The sequence below is a fragment of the Rahnella sp. CJA17(1/100) genome (assembly GCF_963881615.1).
Lineage (GTDB): Bacteria > Pseudomonadota > Gammaproteobacteria > Enterobacterales > Enterobacteriaceae > Rahnella > Rahnella aceris.
In genome coordinates, this window is record NZ_CAWOJA010000022.1 from 196,580 (window position 1) to 212,122 (window position 15,543).

Annotated in this window: 14 protein-coding genes; 6 read left to right on the forward strand and 8 right to left on the reverse strand. The window is 52.7% G+C overall.

Annotation, left to right across the window (positions count from 1 at the left end):
• The first annotated feature begins 82 nt into the window (after positions 1-82).
• Positions 83-1,036, forward strand: a complete 954-nt coding sequence (locus AACU55_RS12365) for an aldo/keto reductase (RefSeq protein ID WP_134705534.1) — start codon at positions 83-85, stop codon at positions 1,034-1,036.
• A gap of 68 nt (positions 1,037-1,104) precedes the next feature.
• Here AACU55_RS12365 and yegD read toward each other — a convergent pair whose 3' ends face one another.
• The 3 genes from yegD to tal all read right to left on the reverse strand — a co-directional run bounded on the left by yegD (position 1,105) and on the right by tal (position 5,600).
• Entirely contained in the window at positions 1,105-2,457 is a 1,353-nt protein-coding gene (gene yegD, locus AACU55_RS12370; protein ID WP_013574411.1) for a molecular chaperone, read from the reverse strand.
• Between the two features lie 141 nt (positions 2,458-2,598).
• Entirely contained in the window at positions 2,599-4,593 is a 1,995-nt protein-coding gene (gene tkt, locus AACU55_RS12375; RefSeq protein ID WP_121019574.1) for a transketolase, read from the reverse strand.
• Between the two features lie 56 nt (positions 4,594-4,649).
• Positions 4,650-5,600, reverse strand: coding sequence for a transaldolase (gene tal, locus AACU55_RS12380; protein WP_013574413.1), 951 nt, complete (start codon positions 5,598-5,600; stop codon positions 4,650-4,652).
• A gap of 369 nt (positions 5,601-5,969) precedes the next feature.
• Between tal and maeB the strand changes: the two genes are divergently transcribed.
• Positions 5,970-8,249 (forward strand): NADP-dependent oxaloacetate-decarboxylating malate dehydrogenase, encoded by a 2,280-nt coding sequence (maeB, locus tag AACU55_RS12385; RefSeq protein WP_013574414.1) that lies wholly within the window; start codon positions 5,970-5,972, stop codon positions 8,247-8,249.
• A 59-nt stretch (positions 8,250-8,308) separates the two neighbouring features.
• Here the strand turns inward: maeB and uriH are convergent, their stop codons facing one another.
• The 4 genes from uriH to amiA all read right to left on the reverse strand — a co-directional run bounded on the left by uriH (position 8,309) and on the right by amiA (position 11,727).
• A complete protein-coding gene (gene uriH / locus AACU55_RS12390) occupies positions 8,309-9,256 on the reverse strand; it encodes a uridine-preferring nucleoside hydrolase UriH (protein WP_134705535.1) in 948 nt (315 codons plus the stop codon).
• A 54-nt stretch (positions 9,257-9,310) separates the two neighbouring features.
• On the reverse strand, positions 9,311-9,760 hold the full coding sequence (locus tag AACU55_RS12395; RefSeq protein WP_013574416.1) for a YaiI/YqxD family protein: 450 nt from the start codon (positions 9,758-9,760) through the stop codon (positions 9,311-9,313).
• Positions 9,760-10,743 carry an oxygen-dependent coproporphyrinogen oxidase gene (hemF, locus tag AACU55_RS12400; RefSeq protein ID WP_134705536.1) on the reverse strand — a complete coding sequence of 328 codons (984 nt, stop codon included), beginning with the start codon at positions 10,741-10,743 and terminating at the stop codon, positions 9,760-9,762. The genes AACU55_RS12395 and hemF overlap by 1 nt, the downstream gene beginning before the upstream one ends.
• 99 nt (positions 10,744-10,842) lie before the next feature.
• On the reverse strand, positions 10,843-11,727 hold the full coding sequence (amiA, locus tag AACU55_RS12405) for an N-acetylmuramoyl-L-alanine amidase AmiA (RefSeq protein ID WP_013574418.1): 885 nt from the start codon (positions 11,725-11,727) through the stop codon (positions 10,843-10,845).
• A 276-nt stretch (positions 11,728-12,003) separates the two neighbouring features.
• On the opposite strand from amiA, the gene AACU55_RS12410 reads away from it, so the two are divergent.
• Positions 12,004-12,429: a GNAT family acetyltransferase gene (locus tag AACU55_RS12410; RefSeq protein ID WP_013574419.1), complete on the forward strand. Its 426-nt coding sequence runs from the start codon at positions 12,004-12,006 to the stop codon at positions 12,427-12,429.
• Between the two features lie 63 nt (positions 12,430-12,492).
• Here AACU55_RS12410 and AACU55_RS12415 read toward each other — a convergent pair whose 3' ends face one another.
• Positions 12,493-12,891 (reverse strand): YgiW/YdeI family stress tolerance OB fold protein, encoded by a 399-nt coding sequence (locus tag AACU55_RS12415; protein WP_041673194.1) that lies wholly within the window; start codon positions 12,889-12,891, stop codon positions 12,493-12,495.
• Positions 12,892-13,108: 217 nt separating this feature from the next.
• Here AACU55_RS12415 and AACU55_RS12420 point away from each other — a divergent pair, with 217 nt between their 5' ends.
• From AACU55_RS12420 to AACU55_RS12430, 3 genes are all read left to right on the forward strand, one after another.
• Positions 13,109-13,552 (forward strand): DUF2919 domain-containing protein, encoded by a 444-nt coding sequence (locus AACU55_RS12420; RefSeq protein ID WP_013574421.1) that lies wholly within the window; start codon positions 13,109-13,111, stop codon positions 13,550-13,552.
• 150 nt (positions 13,553-13,702) lie between these two features.
• A complete protein-coding gene (locus AACU55_RS12425; protein ID WP_183065307.1) occupies positions 13,703-14,332 on the forward strand; it encodes an RpoE-regulated lipoprotein in 630 nt (209 codons plus the stop codon).
• A gap of 104 nt (positions 14,333-14,436) precedes the next feature.
• Positions 14,437-15,336, forward strand: a complete 900-nt coding sequence (locus tag AACU55_RS12430; protein ID WP_037036357.1) for a Dyp-type peroxidase — start codon at positions 14,437-14,439, stop codon at positions 15,334-15,336.
• The last annotated feature ends 207 nt before the right edge of the window (positions 15,337-15,543 follow it).

Consider the following 15,543-nt stretch of genomic DNA (forward strand, 5'->3'; position numbering starts at 1 on the left):
TCAAAATGCTAAGGTTGACCTTTGACCATGAACCGTTCGCACGCAAAGTAAGTCTAATCTGAACTTATAAAGGGAGAGAATGATGAGCAAAAGAGAACTGGGTCGTTCAGGTATTCAGGTGCCGCTGTTAACCTTTGGTGGCAATGTATTTGGCTGGACTGTCGATCAGGCTGCCTCGTTTAACCTGCTGGATGCCTTGCTGGATCATAAACTGAATTTCATCGATACGGCAGATGTGTACTCGAGCTGGGTTGAAGGCAACAAAGGGGGAGAATCGGAAACCATCATCGGCAACTGGCTGAAAAAAGCCGGTAAGCGTGACCAGATCATTCTCGCCACCAAAGTCGGTAAGCCGATGGGCGAAGGTAAAGTCGGTTTGTCGCCGCGCTATATTAAAGAAGCGGTAGAAGCCTCTCTGAAACGTCTGCAAACAGATTATATCGATTTGTATCAGTCACATGATGACGATGCGGATACACCGCTGGCCGAAACTATGGCGGCATTTGACGCGTTAATCAAAGAAGGGAAAGTGCGCGCCGTCGGGGCATCTAACTACAGTGCGCCGCGTCTGGCAGAAGCGCTTAAAGTCAGCCAGGAAAACGGGCTGGCGCGTTATGAAACGCTGCAACCACAATACAATTTGTATGACCGCAAAGTGTATGAGGAAGCGCTGGAAAAAGTCGTGACAGATAATGGTCTGGGCGTCATCAACTTCTATGGCCTGGCCGCCGGCTTTCTGACCGGGAAATATCGAACCAAAGCCGATGCCGGTAAGAGTAAACGCGGCGAAAACGTGATTGCGCGTTGCCTGAATGAGCGCGGCCTGAAAGTATTGGCCGGACTGGATCAGGTGGCTGAGAAGCATGGCGCACAACCGGGGCAGGTTGCACTGGCCTGGCAGATTGCCCGCCCGGGCATTACCTCACCGATCGTCAGTGCGACCTCCCTGCAACAGCTCAATGAACTGGCGCAGGCCGCAACCCTGAAACTCGATGATACCGATATCAGGACCTTAAATGACGCCAGTGCCTGGTAAATCCGGGATCTGAGATATAAAAAAACCGCCTGATTCAGGCGGTTTGCGTTTATCTGCATCTTTAAATCTTAACGGAACAACGTTTGTGCCCAGCGCGCCAGACCAGCGGTGACCGAGCCAAAATCATTCCCTCCGACCAGCGGGATACCCGGTAACTGAGCCTGCAACGCAGCACGCAATAACGGTGAACGCGCACTGCCACCGGTCAGGTAAATTACATCCGGTTTAATTTCGCTGCTGGCAAGTGCCAGACTGACCTGCTCCTGAATACGTTCCAGTGGCTGAGAAATCGCTTCGCTCAGTTGTTGCTGGCTGATCGTTTCTGCCAGACCCGATTCAATGAAGTCCATTGCCGCCGTTACGCTTTCATGTTCAGACAGTGCAATCTTACTTTCTTCCGCTGCACGAACCAGACGGTAGCTCAGACGTTGTTGCTGAATTTTCAGCAGGCGTTTGATCAAATCAGGCTGCGCTGCATCGCGGATCAGATCACGCAACATGCGGCCATTCGCCACACTATAGAAATCCAGTTGTGCCGGAACGTCGTTGGTCGCGACGGCATTCCAGTAAGGCAGGGCCGGAATAGCGATACCTTTCTGGGTTTCACTGCCCATACCAAATTGTGGTGTCAGTTGCTTGAATGCGGTCATGATATCCAGATCATTACCGCCGACGCGGCAACCACTATGGCCGAGCAGGCTGTTCTGACGCTCTGCTTTATCACGCCATTGTGGCCCCATCAGCAGCACCGAGCAGTCGGTGGTACCGCCGCCGATATCGACAACCAAAACCGTTTTCTCTTCGGTGAGTGTGGCTTCGAAATCCAGACCTGCCGCCACCGGTTCAAACTGGAAAGCGATATCGCGGAAACCTGCGCGTTCAGCCGCACGCTGCAAAATCCCCTGCGCCTGGGCATTGGCCTCTTCACCCCCCATACCCTGAAAGTTAATCGGGCGGCCGATAACGGTCTGTTCAATACTTTCCTGCAAGACGGATTCAGCCTGGCGTTTGATGTGGAACATCATCGCGCAAACCAGATCTTCGAACAGAGCGATCTGCTGGGGTTTCAGGCCATTTGCGCCAAGGAACGATTTTGGTGAACGCACAAAGTACACTTCTTCCGGATCTTCCATATAGGTCGAAAGCGCCTGCAAACCGAAGTTTACGCTGTTGGCATTGACCGGAATATCTTCCTCGCGGTTAAAGCTGATACTGCGACGCAGCAGCGCCAGATTTTCATCACTGCCTGCCGGAACCTGTCCGTGACGGTTCAGCCATTCGCTGACCGCTTCACGTGTCGGCGCACAAAGCATGGAGGGTAAGTAAGGATCGTTATTTTCGAGCGCCAGAAGGTGAGCGTTATTGTCACGCATCACCGCAACGGAGCAATTCGCTGTACCGTAGTCAAATCCAATAAACATCATTGTTCCCCATGCCAAAGAAGGGACGGGACTTTACCGGAGAGAGCGAGATTCATCAAGTCAGATGGGCGGTACAATTCTGAGGAAGTCCCTCTCCCGGGGCGGAGAGGGAACAAAGGGCGGAGAATTACTTCATTTCTATCACTTCAATAGCCCCTGTGCTTTCGCAACGACATTATCAGCGGTAAAGCCGAACTCTTTAAACAGTTGCTCTGCGGGTGCGGATTCCCCGAAGGTTGTCATGCCGACAATGGCACCGTTAAGGCCTACATACTTGTACCAGTAATCGGCGATACCGGCTTCAACAGCGACGCGTGCGGTCACCGTTTTCGGCAGAACAGACTCACGGTACGCTGCGTCCTGTTGATCGAAGACATCGGTGGACGGCATGGACACCACGCGAACCCTGGTACCCAACGCGGTCAGTTTCTCTGCGGCTTCCACCGTGATGCCGACTTCAGAGCCGGTGGCAATCAGGATAACGTCCGGTGTGCCGTCAGAATCTTTCAGTACATAACCGCCGCGAGCTACGTTAGCCAGTTGCTCAGCCGTACGGGGCTGCTGAGTCAGGTTCTGGCGCGAGAAGATAAGTGCAGAAGGACCGTCAGTACGTTCGATGGCGTATTTCCAGGCGATAGCTGATTCTACCTGATCGCCCGGACGCCATGTGTTCATGTTTGGCGTCACACGCAGGCTGGCCATTTGTTCTACCGGCTGGTGCGTCGGGCCGTCTTCACCCAGACCGATAGAGTCATGGGTATACACGAACACGTTGCGGATTTTCATCAGTGCCGCCAGACGAACGGCGTTACGGGCATATTCCACGAACATCAGGAATGTCGCCGAATACGGCAGGAAACCGCCGTGCAGGGCGATACCGTTAGTGATGGCGGTCATGCCAAATTCACGGACACCGTAGTGAATGTAGTTACCCGCTTTATCGTCACCGATGGATTTTGAACCAGACCACATGGTCAGGTTACTTGGCGCAAGGTCAGCAGAACCGCCGAGGAATTCAGGCAGGATTTTACCGAAGGATTCCAGCGCGTTTTGCGAGGCTTTACGGCTGGCAATATTGGCCGGTTTCGCCTGCAATTCTTCGATATATTTCTGAGCTTCGTTTTGCCAGTGAGCGGGAAGTTTGCCGCTCACACGGCGCTCAAATTCTGCGGCCAGTTCCGGATAGGCTTTTGCGTAAGCCGCAAATTTCTCGTTCCAGGCTTTCTCTTTCGCTTTACCGGCTTCTTTGGCATCCCACTGGGCGTAGATATCCTGCGGGATTTCGAAAGGCGGATAGTTCCAGCCAATGTGTTTGCGGGTGGCAGCGACTTCATCGTCACCCAGCGCGGCACCATGCGCGCCGTGGGTGCCGGCTTTGTTCGGTGAGCCGAATGCAATCACGGTTTTGCATAGCAACAGCGACGGTTTGTCGGTGACTGTGCGGGCTTCTTCGATAGCCGCTTTCACCGCGTCAGGATCATGCCCGTCAATACCGCGGATCACATGCCAGTGATAGGCTTCAAAGCGTTTGGCGGTGTCATCGGTGAACCAGCCTTCCACATGGCCGTCGATGGAGATCCCGTTGTCATCATAAAACGCAATCAGCTTGCCGAGCTTCATGGTGCCGGCGAGCGAACAGGCTTCGTGTGAGATGCCTTCCATCATGCAGCCGTCGCCTAAAAAGGCGTAGGTGTAGTGGTTCACGATGTCGTGATTTTCACGGTTAAACTGAGCTGCAAGCGTGCGCTCGGCAATCGCGAAACCTACGGCGTTAGCGATACCCTGACCCAGCGGGCCGGTGGTGGTTTCAACGCCTGGTGTATAGCCGAATTCCGGGTGCCCAGGCGTTTTCGAATGCAACTGGCGGAAGTTTTCCAGCTCTTTCATCGGCAGATCGTAACCCGTCAGGTGCAGCAGGCTGTATTGCAGCATTGATCCGTGTCCGTTAGACATCAGGAAGCGGTCGCGATCGGCCCATTTCGGGTTGGTCGGGTTGTGATTCATGTAATCACGCCACAGCACTTCAGCGATATCCGCCATTCCCATTGGTGCGCCGGGATGGCCTGAGTTCGCTTTTTGAACGGCATCCATGCTCAGGGCACGGATCGCATTCGCAAGTTCTTTACGAGAGGGCATATTCACTCCATCTGTTTTTTTCAAAGCTAAAGTTCAGCGCTTAAATTGAGTTAAAACTAAAGTTGTGCTGACAGCATATCTTCGAGTTTTTTCTGATCGACGGCGAACTGGCGGATACCTTCGGCCAGTTTATCTACCGCCATCGCATCCTGATGATGTTCCCAGAGGAATTCAGCCTGAGTCAGCGGTGCAGGCTTTTTACCCGCCTGAGAGGACGGTTGCAGTTTGCGTTCAACCGGCGCGTCACTGGCTTTTAGCTCTTCCAGCAGGTTTGGAGAAAGGGTCAGGCGGTCACAGCCTGCCAGTGCCAGAATTTGTTCCACTTTGCGGAAACTGGCACCCATGATGACGGTCTCGTAACCGTGGGATTTGTAGTATTCGTAGATATCCCGGACAGATTTCACGCCCGGATCTTTTTCAACGTCGTAAGTGGCATTGGGCTCTTTGGCTTTGTACCAGTCGTAGATACGGCCAACGAAGGGAGAAATCAGGTAGACACCGGCTTCGGCGCAGGCGCGTGCCTGAGCAAAGGAGAACAGCAGGGTCAGGTTACAGTTGATGCCTTCTTTTTCCAGTTCTTTGGCGGCCTGAATGCCTTCCCACGTAGACGCCAGTTTGATCAGAATTCGCGATTTATCAATGCCATGATCCTGATATAAACCAATCAGTTTGCGGGCTTTTTCGATACACAAATCCCGGTTAAATGACAGGCGGGCATCCACTTCTGTCGAGACGCGCCCTGGTACACTTTTCAGAATTTCGGCCCCGATATTGACGGCCAGTTTATCTGTGGCATTGATCACCTGAGTTTCTTTGCTGCCGCCTTGCTTGCGGGCATAGTCCAGCGCGTCTTTAATCAGGTTTTGGTATTGTGGCAGGTCGGCTGCTTTGAGGATCAGCGAAGGATTGGTCGTCGCATCCTGAGGCTCGAAATGACGGATAGATTCAATGTCACCGCTGTCGGCAACGACGGTGGTGATTTTTTTTAGTGCGTCTAACTGGTTCATCTCTTAGCTCCTTGGCGAGAAAAAACGATACAGCAATAAGGTCGAACGACTCTCTTTCGTAGGGCTCCTACCCTGCATCATCCGGTTAACAAACTGAATGCGCTTTTTCTGATTACTGCAATGGGTCTCAACAATGGCGGCCCCTGTTGCCCGTCAAACTGAGCGTCTGGCGAGAAAAGCGCAAGGACAAACTTTAAGCTTAGTGCATTTTTACGAGACGTCTTCCATGAATGAAAAGTAATCAATGTAACCGCTAATTTTTGGTCGTGATCCGCGTTTAGTCGTGGCAGGGTTATCTATACTGGTCAGCGGGAAAACCAGATGCTGATATTTCCCCGTACCCTACAAAAACAAGAAAAGGATCCTGCAATGGACGAACAACTCAAGCAAAGTGCGCTCGATTTCCATGAGTTTCCGGTGCCCGGAAAAATTCAGGTTTCGCCCACCAAGCCTCTTGCGACACAACGTGATCTGGCGCTGGCCTATTCTCCGGGCGTTGCTGCCCCGTGTCTGGAGATCGCTAAAGATCCACTGGCGGCATACAAATACACCGCACGCGGCAATCTGGTGGCGGTGATTTCCAATGGTACTGCCGTTCTCGGACTGGGGAATATCGGTGCACTGGCGGGGAAACCGGTGATGGAAGGCAAGGGCGTATTGTTCAAAAAATTCGCCGGTATCGATGTTTTTGATATCGAAGTGGATGAGAACGATCCCGATAAACTGATCGATGTGATTGCCGCACTAGAGCCGACATTCGGTGGCATCAATCTTGAAGATATCAAAGCGCCGGAATGTTTCTACATTGAAAAAAAGCTTCGGGAACGCATGAAAATCCCGGTGTTTCATGACGATCAGCACGGCACCGCCATTATCTGTACTGCCGCAGTATTAAATGGTTTGCGCGTGGTTGGGAAAAGCATTTCCGATGTGCGGCTGGTCGTTTCCGGCGCAGGGGCTTCCGCCATCGCCTGCCTGAATTTGCTGGTGGCGCTGGGGCTGAAACGCCACAACATCACGGCCTGCGATTCCCGTGGTGTGATTTATCAGGGTCGTGAAGAAAATATGGCCGAAACCAAAGCGGCGTATGCCATTGCAGATAACGGCCAGCGTACGCTGGCCGATGCAATCCCGGATGCGGACATTTTCCTGGGCTGTTCCGGCCCCGGCGTGCTGACGCAGGAGATGGTGAAAACCATGGCCAAAGATCCGCTGATTCTGGCGCTGGCCAATCCGGAGCCGGAGATTTTACCGCCGCTGGCAAAAGCCGTCCGGCCGGATGCCATTATCTGCACCGGACGCTCGGATTACCCGAATCAGGTGAACAATGTGCTGTGTTTCCCGTTCATTTTCCGCGGCGCGCTGGACGTCGGGGCGACCACTATTAATGAAGAAATGAAACTGGCCTGCGTTCATGCTATCGCGGATCTGGCGATGGCCGAACAAAGTGATGTGGTGGCTTCCGCTTACGGTGAAGAAGAGCTGTCTTTCGGCCCCGAATATATTATTCCTAAGCCTTTTGACCCGCGTTTGATCGTGAAAATTGCGCCTGCGGTGGCGAAAGCTGCAATGGATTCCGGTGTGGCCATGCGCCCGATTGAGGATCTGGAAGCGTATACCGAAAAACTCGCCGAGTTCGTCTACAAAACCAATCTGTTCATGAAACCCATTTTCTCGCAGGCGAAGAAAGACGCTAAACGGGTGGTGATGGCGGAAGGAGAAGAGGAGCGCGTACTGCATGCCACGCAGGAGCTGATTTCCCTCGGGCTGGCGAAGCCAATTCTGGTCGGGCGTCCCAGTGTCATCGCTATGCGCATCAAAAAGCTCGGCCTGCAACTGGAAGCGGGACGGGACTTTGAAGTGGTGAACAACGAATCTGATCCGCGTTTTAATGAATACTGGCGTGAATATTATGAGCTGATGAAACGGCGCGGTGTATCGCAGGAGCAGGCGCGTCGGGCAGTGATCGGCAATCCGACACTGATTTCTGCCATCATGCTGCTGCGCGGAGAAGCCGATGCGATGATTTGCGGCACGGTTGGCACCTATCATGAGCATTACGATATCGTGGAGAATGTATTCGGGTTTCGCAAAGGTACACATGTTGCCGGGGCGATGAACGCGCTGTTGCTGCCGAGCGGCAACACTTTTATTGCGGATACCTACGTCAATGATGACCCGACGCCGGAACAACTGACGGAAATCACGCTGATGGCGGCAGAAACGGTGAGGCGGTTTGGCATTGAGCCGAAAGTGGCGCTGTTGTCGCATTCCAGTTTTGGTACATCAGACAGCCCGGCTGCGCTGAAAATGCGGCGTACGCTGGAGCTGATTAATGAGCGTGCTCCTGATCTGGAAATTGACGGTGAGATGCACGGCGACGCGGCGCTGGTCGAAAGCATCCGCCAGGACATCATGCCGGACAGCCCGCTGAAAGGTTCAGCAAATATCCTGATCATGCCGAACATGGAATCAGCGCGTATCAGTTACAACCTGCTGCGGGTGTCGTGTTCGGAAGGAGTGACCGTCGGACCGGTGCTGATGGGGGTGTCGAAACCGGTACATATTCTGACGCCAATTGCATCGGTCAGGCGAATAGTCAATATGGTGGCGCTGGCTGTCGTTGAAGCACAAACAGAGCCTTTATAAACACCGTATAGTGAAAAAAACGGGCCTCATAGCGAGGCCCGTTTTTCTCAATCGCTGGCTCAGTATTTTACTTCGCCGATACGCTCCAGCGCATCGACGATCAGATCCCAGAAACGCTGATGATCAAGTTTAACTGCCACTTGTGTATGGCAATCCGGCGGAGCTGGGACGCGGAAATCGGCTACTGTCATGCCCAGCGTTAAAGTGCCGGTCAGTTCGATATCCACTGGCACTTTTTTCACGGTCATTACGTTCGGATCAATCACGTAAGCCACAGCACAAGGATCATGAACTGGCGGTGAATCAAAGCCCTGACGGTCTTTGTAGCTCAGACCAAAGAAATCCAGCAACTCACCGACAAATTTAGCGGGCCGGGTACCCACAGCGGCAATGCGCGCGGCGACTTCTGGTGTCGCCAGCGCCTGATGGGTTAAATCCAGTCCGACCATGGTCAGCGGCCATTTTTCGTTGAACACGATATGTGCGGCTTCAGGGTCAATCTTGATATTGAATTCTGCGACCGCACTCCAGTTACCCACGTGATAACCGCCGCCCATCAGCACGACTTCCTTCACGCGTTCAGCAATGCGCGGTTCTTTGCGCACCGCCATGGCTATGTTGGTCAGCCCGCCGGTGGGTACCAGCGTGATAGTTTTTGGCGGGTGTGACATGATCAAATCAATGATCAGATCGATGGCGTGAACAGGTTCAAGGGTGATGGCCGCCTCCGGCAGCACCGAACCATCCAGGCCGGACTCACCGTGGATTTCGTCAGCGACTTCCACCTGGCGCACTAACGGACGGGTTGCGCCCGCCGCAAACGGCACGCCGGTCAGATTAATAACACGCGCCACAGCGAGGGCATTGCGGGTGACTTTCTCCAGCGTTTGATTGCCGACGACCGTAGTAACGGCCAGCAACTCAATTTCCGGGTTACCGTGAGCCAGTAACATCGCGATAGCGTCGTCGTGCCCCGGATCGCAATCAAGGATGATCTTTTTGACCATTTTTTATTCCTTTAATTAATGTAGTGGTACGTCGGTTTCGTCAGCCAGATCGGATTATTTTTTAGCGTGTTGCAGCCATTTATCCAGTTCATTGGCAAATTGCTGGCGGTCGCGCTGATTAAGCGCGGGTGGTCCGCCGGTCTGTACGCCGCTGGCGCGCATGGTGTCCATGAAATCACGCATATTCAGACGTTCTTTAATGGTTTCAGTGGTGTAACGCTCGCCGCGTGGGTTGAGCGCAACACCACCTTTTTCAATCACTTCCGCTGCCAGTGGAATATCGGCGGTGATCACCAGATCGCCGGGTTCGGTGCGTTTCACAATTTCGTTATCCGCAACGTCAAAACCCGCTTCTACGCGTAAGGTGCGCAGGAATTTTGACGGCGGTGTGCGGATGATCTGGTTGGCAACCAGTGTCACCATCATGCCGGTGCGTTCCGCAGCGCGGAACAGCACTTCTTTAATGACGTTCGGACAGGCGTCTGCATCAACCCAGATTTGCATCAGTTTGGCGCTCCGTTTTCAGATAAGCCCTTTTCAGCCAGCCAGTCGCGAACTGGCAGGAAATCGCTGTAAAGCGCGGCTTCCGGGCTGCCTTCTTCAGGTTGATAGCCGTATTCCCAGCGCACCAGCGGCGGCATCGACATTAAAATGGATTCTGTACGGCCACCGGTTTGCAGGCCAAACAGTGTTCCGCGATCCCACACCAGATTAAATTCGACGTAGCGGCCACGGCGGTAAAGCTGGAACTGGCGCTCGCGTTCGCCCCACGGCAGGGCTTTACGTTTTTCCACTATGGGCAGATAAGCGTCGGTAAAGCCATTGCCCACGGCCTGCATAAAGTTGAAGCTGGTGTCGAAATCCGGCGAATTCAGGTCATCAAAGAATAAGCCGCCGATACCGCGTGCTTCGTTGCGGTGTTTGATAAAGAAGTAATCGTCGCACCACTTTTTGTATTTCGGGTACACATCATCGCCAAACGGCTGGCAAAGTTGTTGTGCTGTCAGGTGCCAGTGGCGGGCATCTTCTTCAAAACCGTAATAAGGCGTGAGGTCAAAGCCACCGCCAAACCACCAGACCGGTGCTTCGCCGGGCTTTTCCGCAATGAAAAAGCGTACGTTGGCGTGGCTGGTTGGCACATAAGGATTCAGCGGATGAATAACCAGTGAAACGCCCATCGCCTGAAAACTGCGACCAGCCAGCTCGGGGCGATGCGCGGTTGCTGAGGCAGGCAGGGTGGCACCGGCAACATGCGAGAAGTTTACACCCGCCTGTTCAAACACTGCGCCATGGGTCAGCACCCGGCTCTGGCCGCCGCCACCTTCTTCCCGTACCCATTGATCTTCAGAGAACTGGCCGTTGCCATCAGCGGCGGCCAGTTGCTGGCAAATATGATCCTGGAGCTTAAGCAGGAAAGTTTTAACTTGCTGGATGTCGGGAATGGATTGGCTCACGGGCAAACTCGCAGACGTTGACTGAAAAGACATTCAGCGCTTTGCAGGCGCTGAATCAGAAAGAGGAAGTGATTATATACCCAAAATCATCCGGGTCGCCCAGATGCGTCTGCTTTTGGTGGCGGAAGAACTTTACCGTGGCTTGCGTTCATTGGCATCGAAGTAACTGAAGAAATTCACAATACCCTGAGAAATCGCCTGTGCGATCTCGCGACGGAACGCTGTGGTGCTGAGCAACTGTTCTTCCTGGTGATTGGTGATAAACGAAGTTTCCACCAGAATCGACGGGATCGACGGAGATTTCAGAACAGCAAACGCCGCCTGTTCGGTCTGCTGGCTGTGCAGATGGTGGATCGGGCGGATCCTGTCGAGCACGTGATGCCCTAATGTCAGACTGTTTTTGATGGTGTCGGTTTGCACCAGATCGAACAAAACCTGTTGCAGATAATTGTTGTCTTCTTTGGCATATTTCGCGCCCGCGACCAGATCGGCATCGTTTTCTTTTTTTGACATATACCGCGCCATTGTGCTGCTGGCACCGCGATTAGAGAGGGCGAAAACAGACGCGCCGGAAGCGGTGGGGCTGGTGTAACCATCGGCATGAATCGAGACAAACAAATCGGCCTGATGCTGATGCGCCAGTTCAACGCGCTGATAAAGCGGAATAAAGTGATCAGAGTCACGGGTCAGTTTAACTTCAATATGACTTTGTTCACCGAGGAATTCCCGCACATAGTTGGCGATTTCCAGCACGACGTGTTTTTCTTCCGAGCCTTCATGACCGACCGCACCGGAATCGATGCCGCCATGGCCGGGGTCAATCATCACCAGTTTTTTTGCGCCCGCCGGTTTAGGCGCCGGGGCTGATTTGGTGATGTGTTCCTGCTGCGCAGCGCTGGCAGAGCGCGAACCGAATGCGGCAATCGCTAATCCCAGCCCGGACAATAATAGCTGGCGACGTGTGGCGGTGGCAGGCAAAGGCTGGAAATGCAGAAATTTGTTCAGAGGGTTTAACATCAGTCCGTTACCGTCAGAAAAGTGCAGAATGCTCTATGTTATAGAGTATCTTTTTTATAGTTTCGATCTGAGAACTATTACTTTTTATGAATATTGTGTCGTGAATGATGTCATGACCGAATAAATATCCGTTGCAGGAAAGGCGTCGTGTTGTTTTATGTGAAGATTTTATCGTTCAAAATGGTTTGTAAACTCCTCAATTTGTGATTTTGATGTTGCGTATCAAACAGATCACGCGATAATCATATAAACCCCTATCAACAGCGGCGAACAGTGATGGAAATTCGCGTATACCGTCAAGAAGATTTTGAAGAAGTACTGACCTTATGGGAGCGCTGCGATTTATTGCGCCCGTGGAATGATCCTGAGCTGGATATTGAACGTAAAATTAACCACAGCCCGGAGTTTTTCCTGGTGGCGGAAGTCGGTGGTGAAGTGGTAGGCACGCTGATGGGGGGGTATGACGGTCATCGTGGTTCGGCGAATTATCTGGGTGTGCATCCGGATTATCGCGGGCGTGGCATTGCCAATGCGCTGGTTAACCGTCTGGAGAAGAAGTTAATCGCCCGCGGCTGCCCGAAGATGAATTTAATGGTGCGTGCTGAAAACGATGCAGTGGTCAGTATGTATGAAAAACTGGGTTATGAAATTTCGGATACTCTTTTGCTTGGCAAACGTTTGATCGAAGATCAGGAGTACTGAAGTCGTTTCCTCAATAAAAAGCCCCGGCAAGTATGACTTTGCCGGGGCTTTTAGTTTTCTGATTTACTTAATCAATTTTACGCTTTTGACATCCACTTCCACAGAGTTCCAGTCTTTATCGACTTTACCTTCAATGCGGATTTTGTCCTTCGGCGACACGTTCTGTCCCTGCCAGCGTTTGCCGTCAATTTCGACATTGAGTGTGCCGGTATTGTCGCGGAAAATGTATTTATCGTGGTCGATACGCTGATCGATAAACCCTTCCAGCATAACCCACTGATCATCTTTCATGGTTTGCGCGTCTTTTACTGTACTCAGCGCCGTGGTGCCAGTGAAACCGCCCTGTGCTGCTGGCTGGGTCTGCGACTCCTGCGCTGACGGGCCGTTAAAGCCACCGGTCTGTTGGGCAAATGCAGTCGCTGAACAAAGTGCAATCAGGGTTGCCAGAGTGATCTTCTTCATCATAATAGGTCGTCCTTAATTTAACGTTTCCGGGTACCGGCAACTATGACATCGTTTCGCATGTCTTGCCGTGCTGGAGACCATTAAAACAGACAGTTCTTAACAGTTTCTTAAGCGCATACCCGGCATACTTTAAATTGCAGATTATGAATTATTTTGGGTATGTCCTTGAGTGATGGTTAACTTTCACCTTATTTGCAGGAATGTTGTCCTTTTTATGAACCCGGATGATTATAACGACCACGGTATGTTGCGATTGCCGCTGTGGTTCTGGACTATTTTGATTTTGCAGGCGAGGACCTGGTTATTGTTTGTGATGGCCGGCGCATCGCGCCAGCAGGGGAGTGATCTGCTGGCGTTGTTTTATCCTGATCAGCAAAGTTTCTGGTCTGGCATGCTGCTCGGGTTGCCGCCCGCGCTGGTTTTTCTGCTTAGTGGCCGTCGCCATCTGTGGCCGCGTATCTGGCAGGCCGGTTACTGGTTACTCCTGGCAGGGATGTTTATCACTTTCGCATTGCAGGGGCTGGGGCTGTGGCAAAGCACAGATACGATTTCCGGCGTGGATATCGTGCTGGCCTTGCTGGATGCCGCCGCGCTGGCTTACTGGTTACTGAGCCGCCGTCTGCGCGCTTGTTTTGATGCCGCGCGGCGTCTGGCCTGATGCATATTCCATTCGAGGCTGAACTTTTTTACCAGAAAAGTACTCGAACTGGCGCTGAACAATAATGCGTAAATAAATAATAATTTCACTGCCGGTTTATCCGTCAGGCCGCACCGGCCAACGGGAACGGGGAGTATAGGAGTGTACCGAATGACTGTTCGCCTGCGGGTTCGCCCGATGTTACTGGTGCTGCCGCTGATCCTGACCGGCTGTTCGTCGATGTCATCTATGTCATGGCCGGGCGTGTCCTGGTCGGCCATGAATCCGCTTAACTGGTTTGGCAGCAGCCTGACGGTCAGCGACAAAGGGGTGGGTGATATTACGGCCAGCACCCCGCTGACAGAAACGGCCATTAAAGATGCGCTGGACGGCGACTATACCCTGCGCAGCGGTATGTCGATGAGCAACGGCAAAATGCTGAGCTTCTTCCAGGCGATGGACGGTAAAGACGTGAAGATGTCGATCAGCGGTGAGCCGAAAGGTAACGTCCAGCGCGTCGATGTTGTTGATACGAAAGTTGAAAGTGAATGGGGCGTTAAAATCGGTACGCCCTTCAGCGATCTCTACAGCAAGGCTTTCGATGTGTGCGTGAAGGGCGAAGGGGACGATGCTGAAAACGTCGAGTGTAAAGCGCCGCAAAGTGCTCACGTGACGTATGTGTTCAGCGGTATCTGGCATGGCCCGGATTCGCTGATGCCTTCGGATGATGCCCTGAAAGACTGGAAGGTCAGCAAAATTATCTGGCGTGCTAATCCTGCGCAGGCCGCTGCCGCGCAATAAACGGGTTTCTCCGCTTAAAAAGCCCTCAATGCCTTGCCTTCGCGCAAGGCATTTTTATTGACATCCGGTATGATATCGCCGGTCAAATTAACGAGGATGAGAAAATGACTCAGGTTCAGAGCGGCATTTTACCCGAACATTGCCGTTTCGCGATTTACATTGAAGCGAAAGCGCAGGGTGACCTGGATGCGCTCCGGCACGGCTGCCGTGCATTTTTGGCCGTACTGGAAGACATGCAGAAAAAATTTCCCACCGAACATCTTGGTGCGGTCGTGGCCTTTGGCAACGATGTATGGCGTGATTTATCCGGAAATCAGGGTGCCGCTGAGCTGAAATCTTTCGAGCCGCTGGGTAAAGGTCTGGCACCGGCGACGCAGCGCGATATGTTGTTGCACATTCAGTCCCTGCGTCATGACGTGAACTTTGCGCTGGCACAGGCGGCATTGAAAGCCTTCGGCAGTTCAATCACTGTCGAAGAAGAAACCCACGGGTTCCGTGCGCTGGAAGAACGTGACCTCAGCGGTTTTATCGACGGAACTGAAAACCCGAAAGCAGAAGCCCGCGCTCAGGTGGCGATTATTCCTGAAGGCAGTGTTGATGCAGGTGGCAGTTACGTGATGGTTCAGCGCTGGAAACATAATCTGGTGCAATGGGAACGCTTCTCTGTGCAGCAGCAGGAAGATGTTATCGGGCGTACAAAAGAAACCGACGAAGAGCTGGATTCAGAAACTCGCCCGGACACTTCCCACGTCAGTCGTGTTGACCTGAAAGAAGACGGCAAAGGCCTGAAAATTCTGCGTCAGAGCCTGCCTTACGGTACGGCCAGCGGTGAGCACGGTTTGTATTTCATTAGCTATTGCGCCCGTTTGTGGAACATTGAGAAACAGCTGCTGAGTATGTTTGGCGATCTTGATGGCAAACGCGATGCCATGCTGCGCTTCACCCGTCCGGTGACCGGCAGTTATTATTTCGCCCCTTCACTGACCCGGCTGTTAGCGCTTTAAGTTCTTCCGGCGCGTTCCGTCGCGGACGCGCCTGCTTCTTTCCTTTTTGTTATTCCCCCATCGCTTGTTAATGCCTTATAGCTTTTCATGCTTGAAAATCACCAAATGGTATATAAAACCGTTACAGCCTGACCCTCAGTTATAAATACACTGTGTGATATTGAGCGACATATATCAGCGTCGCATATCGGTTCACTCACCTAAGGC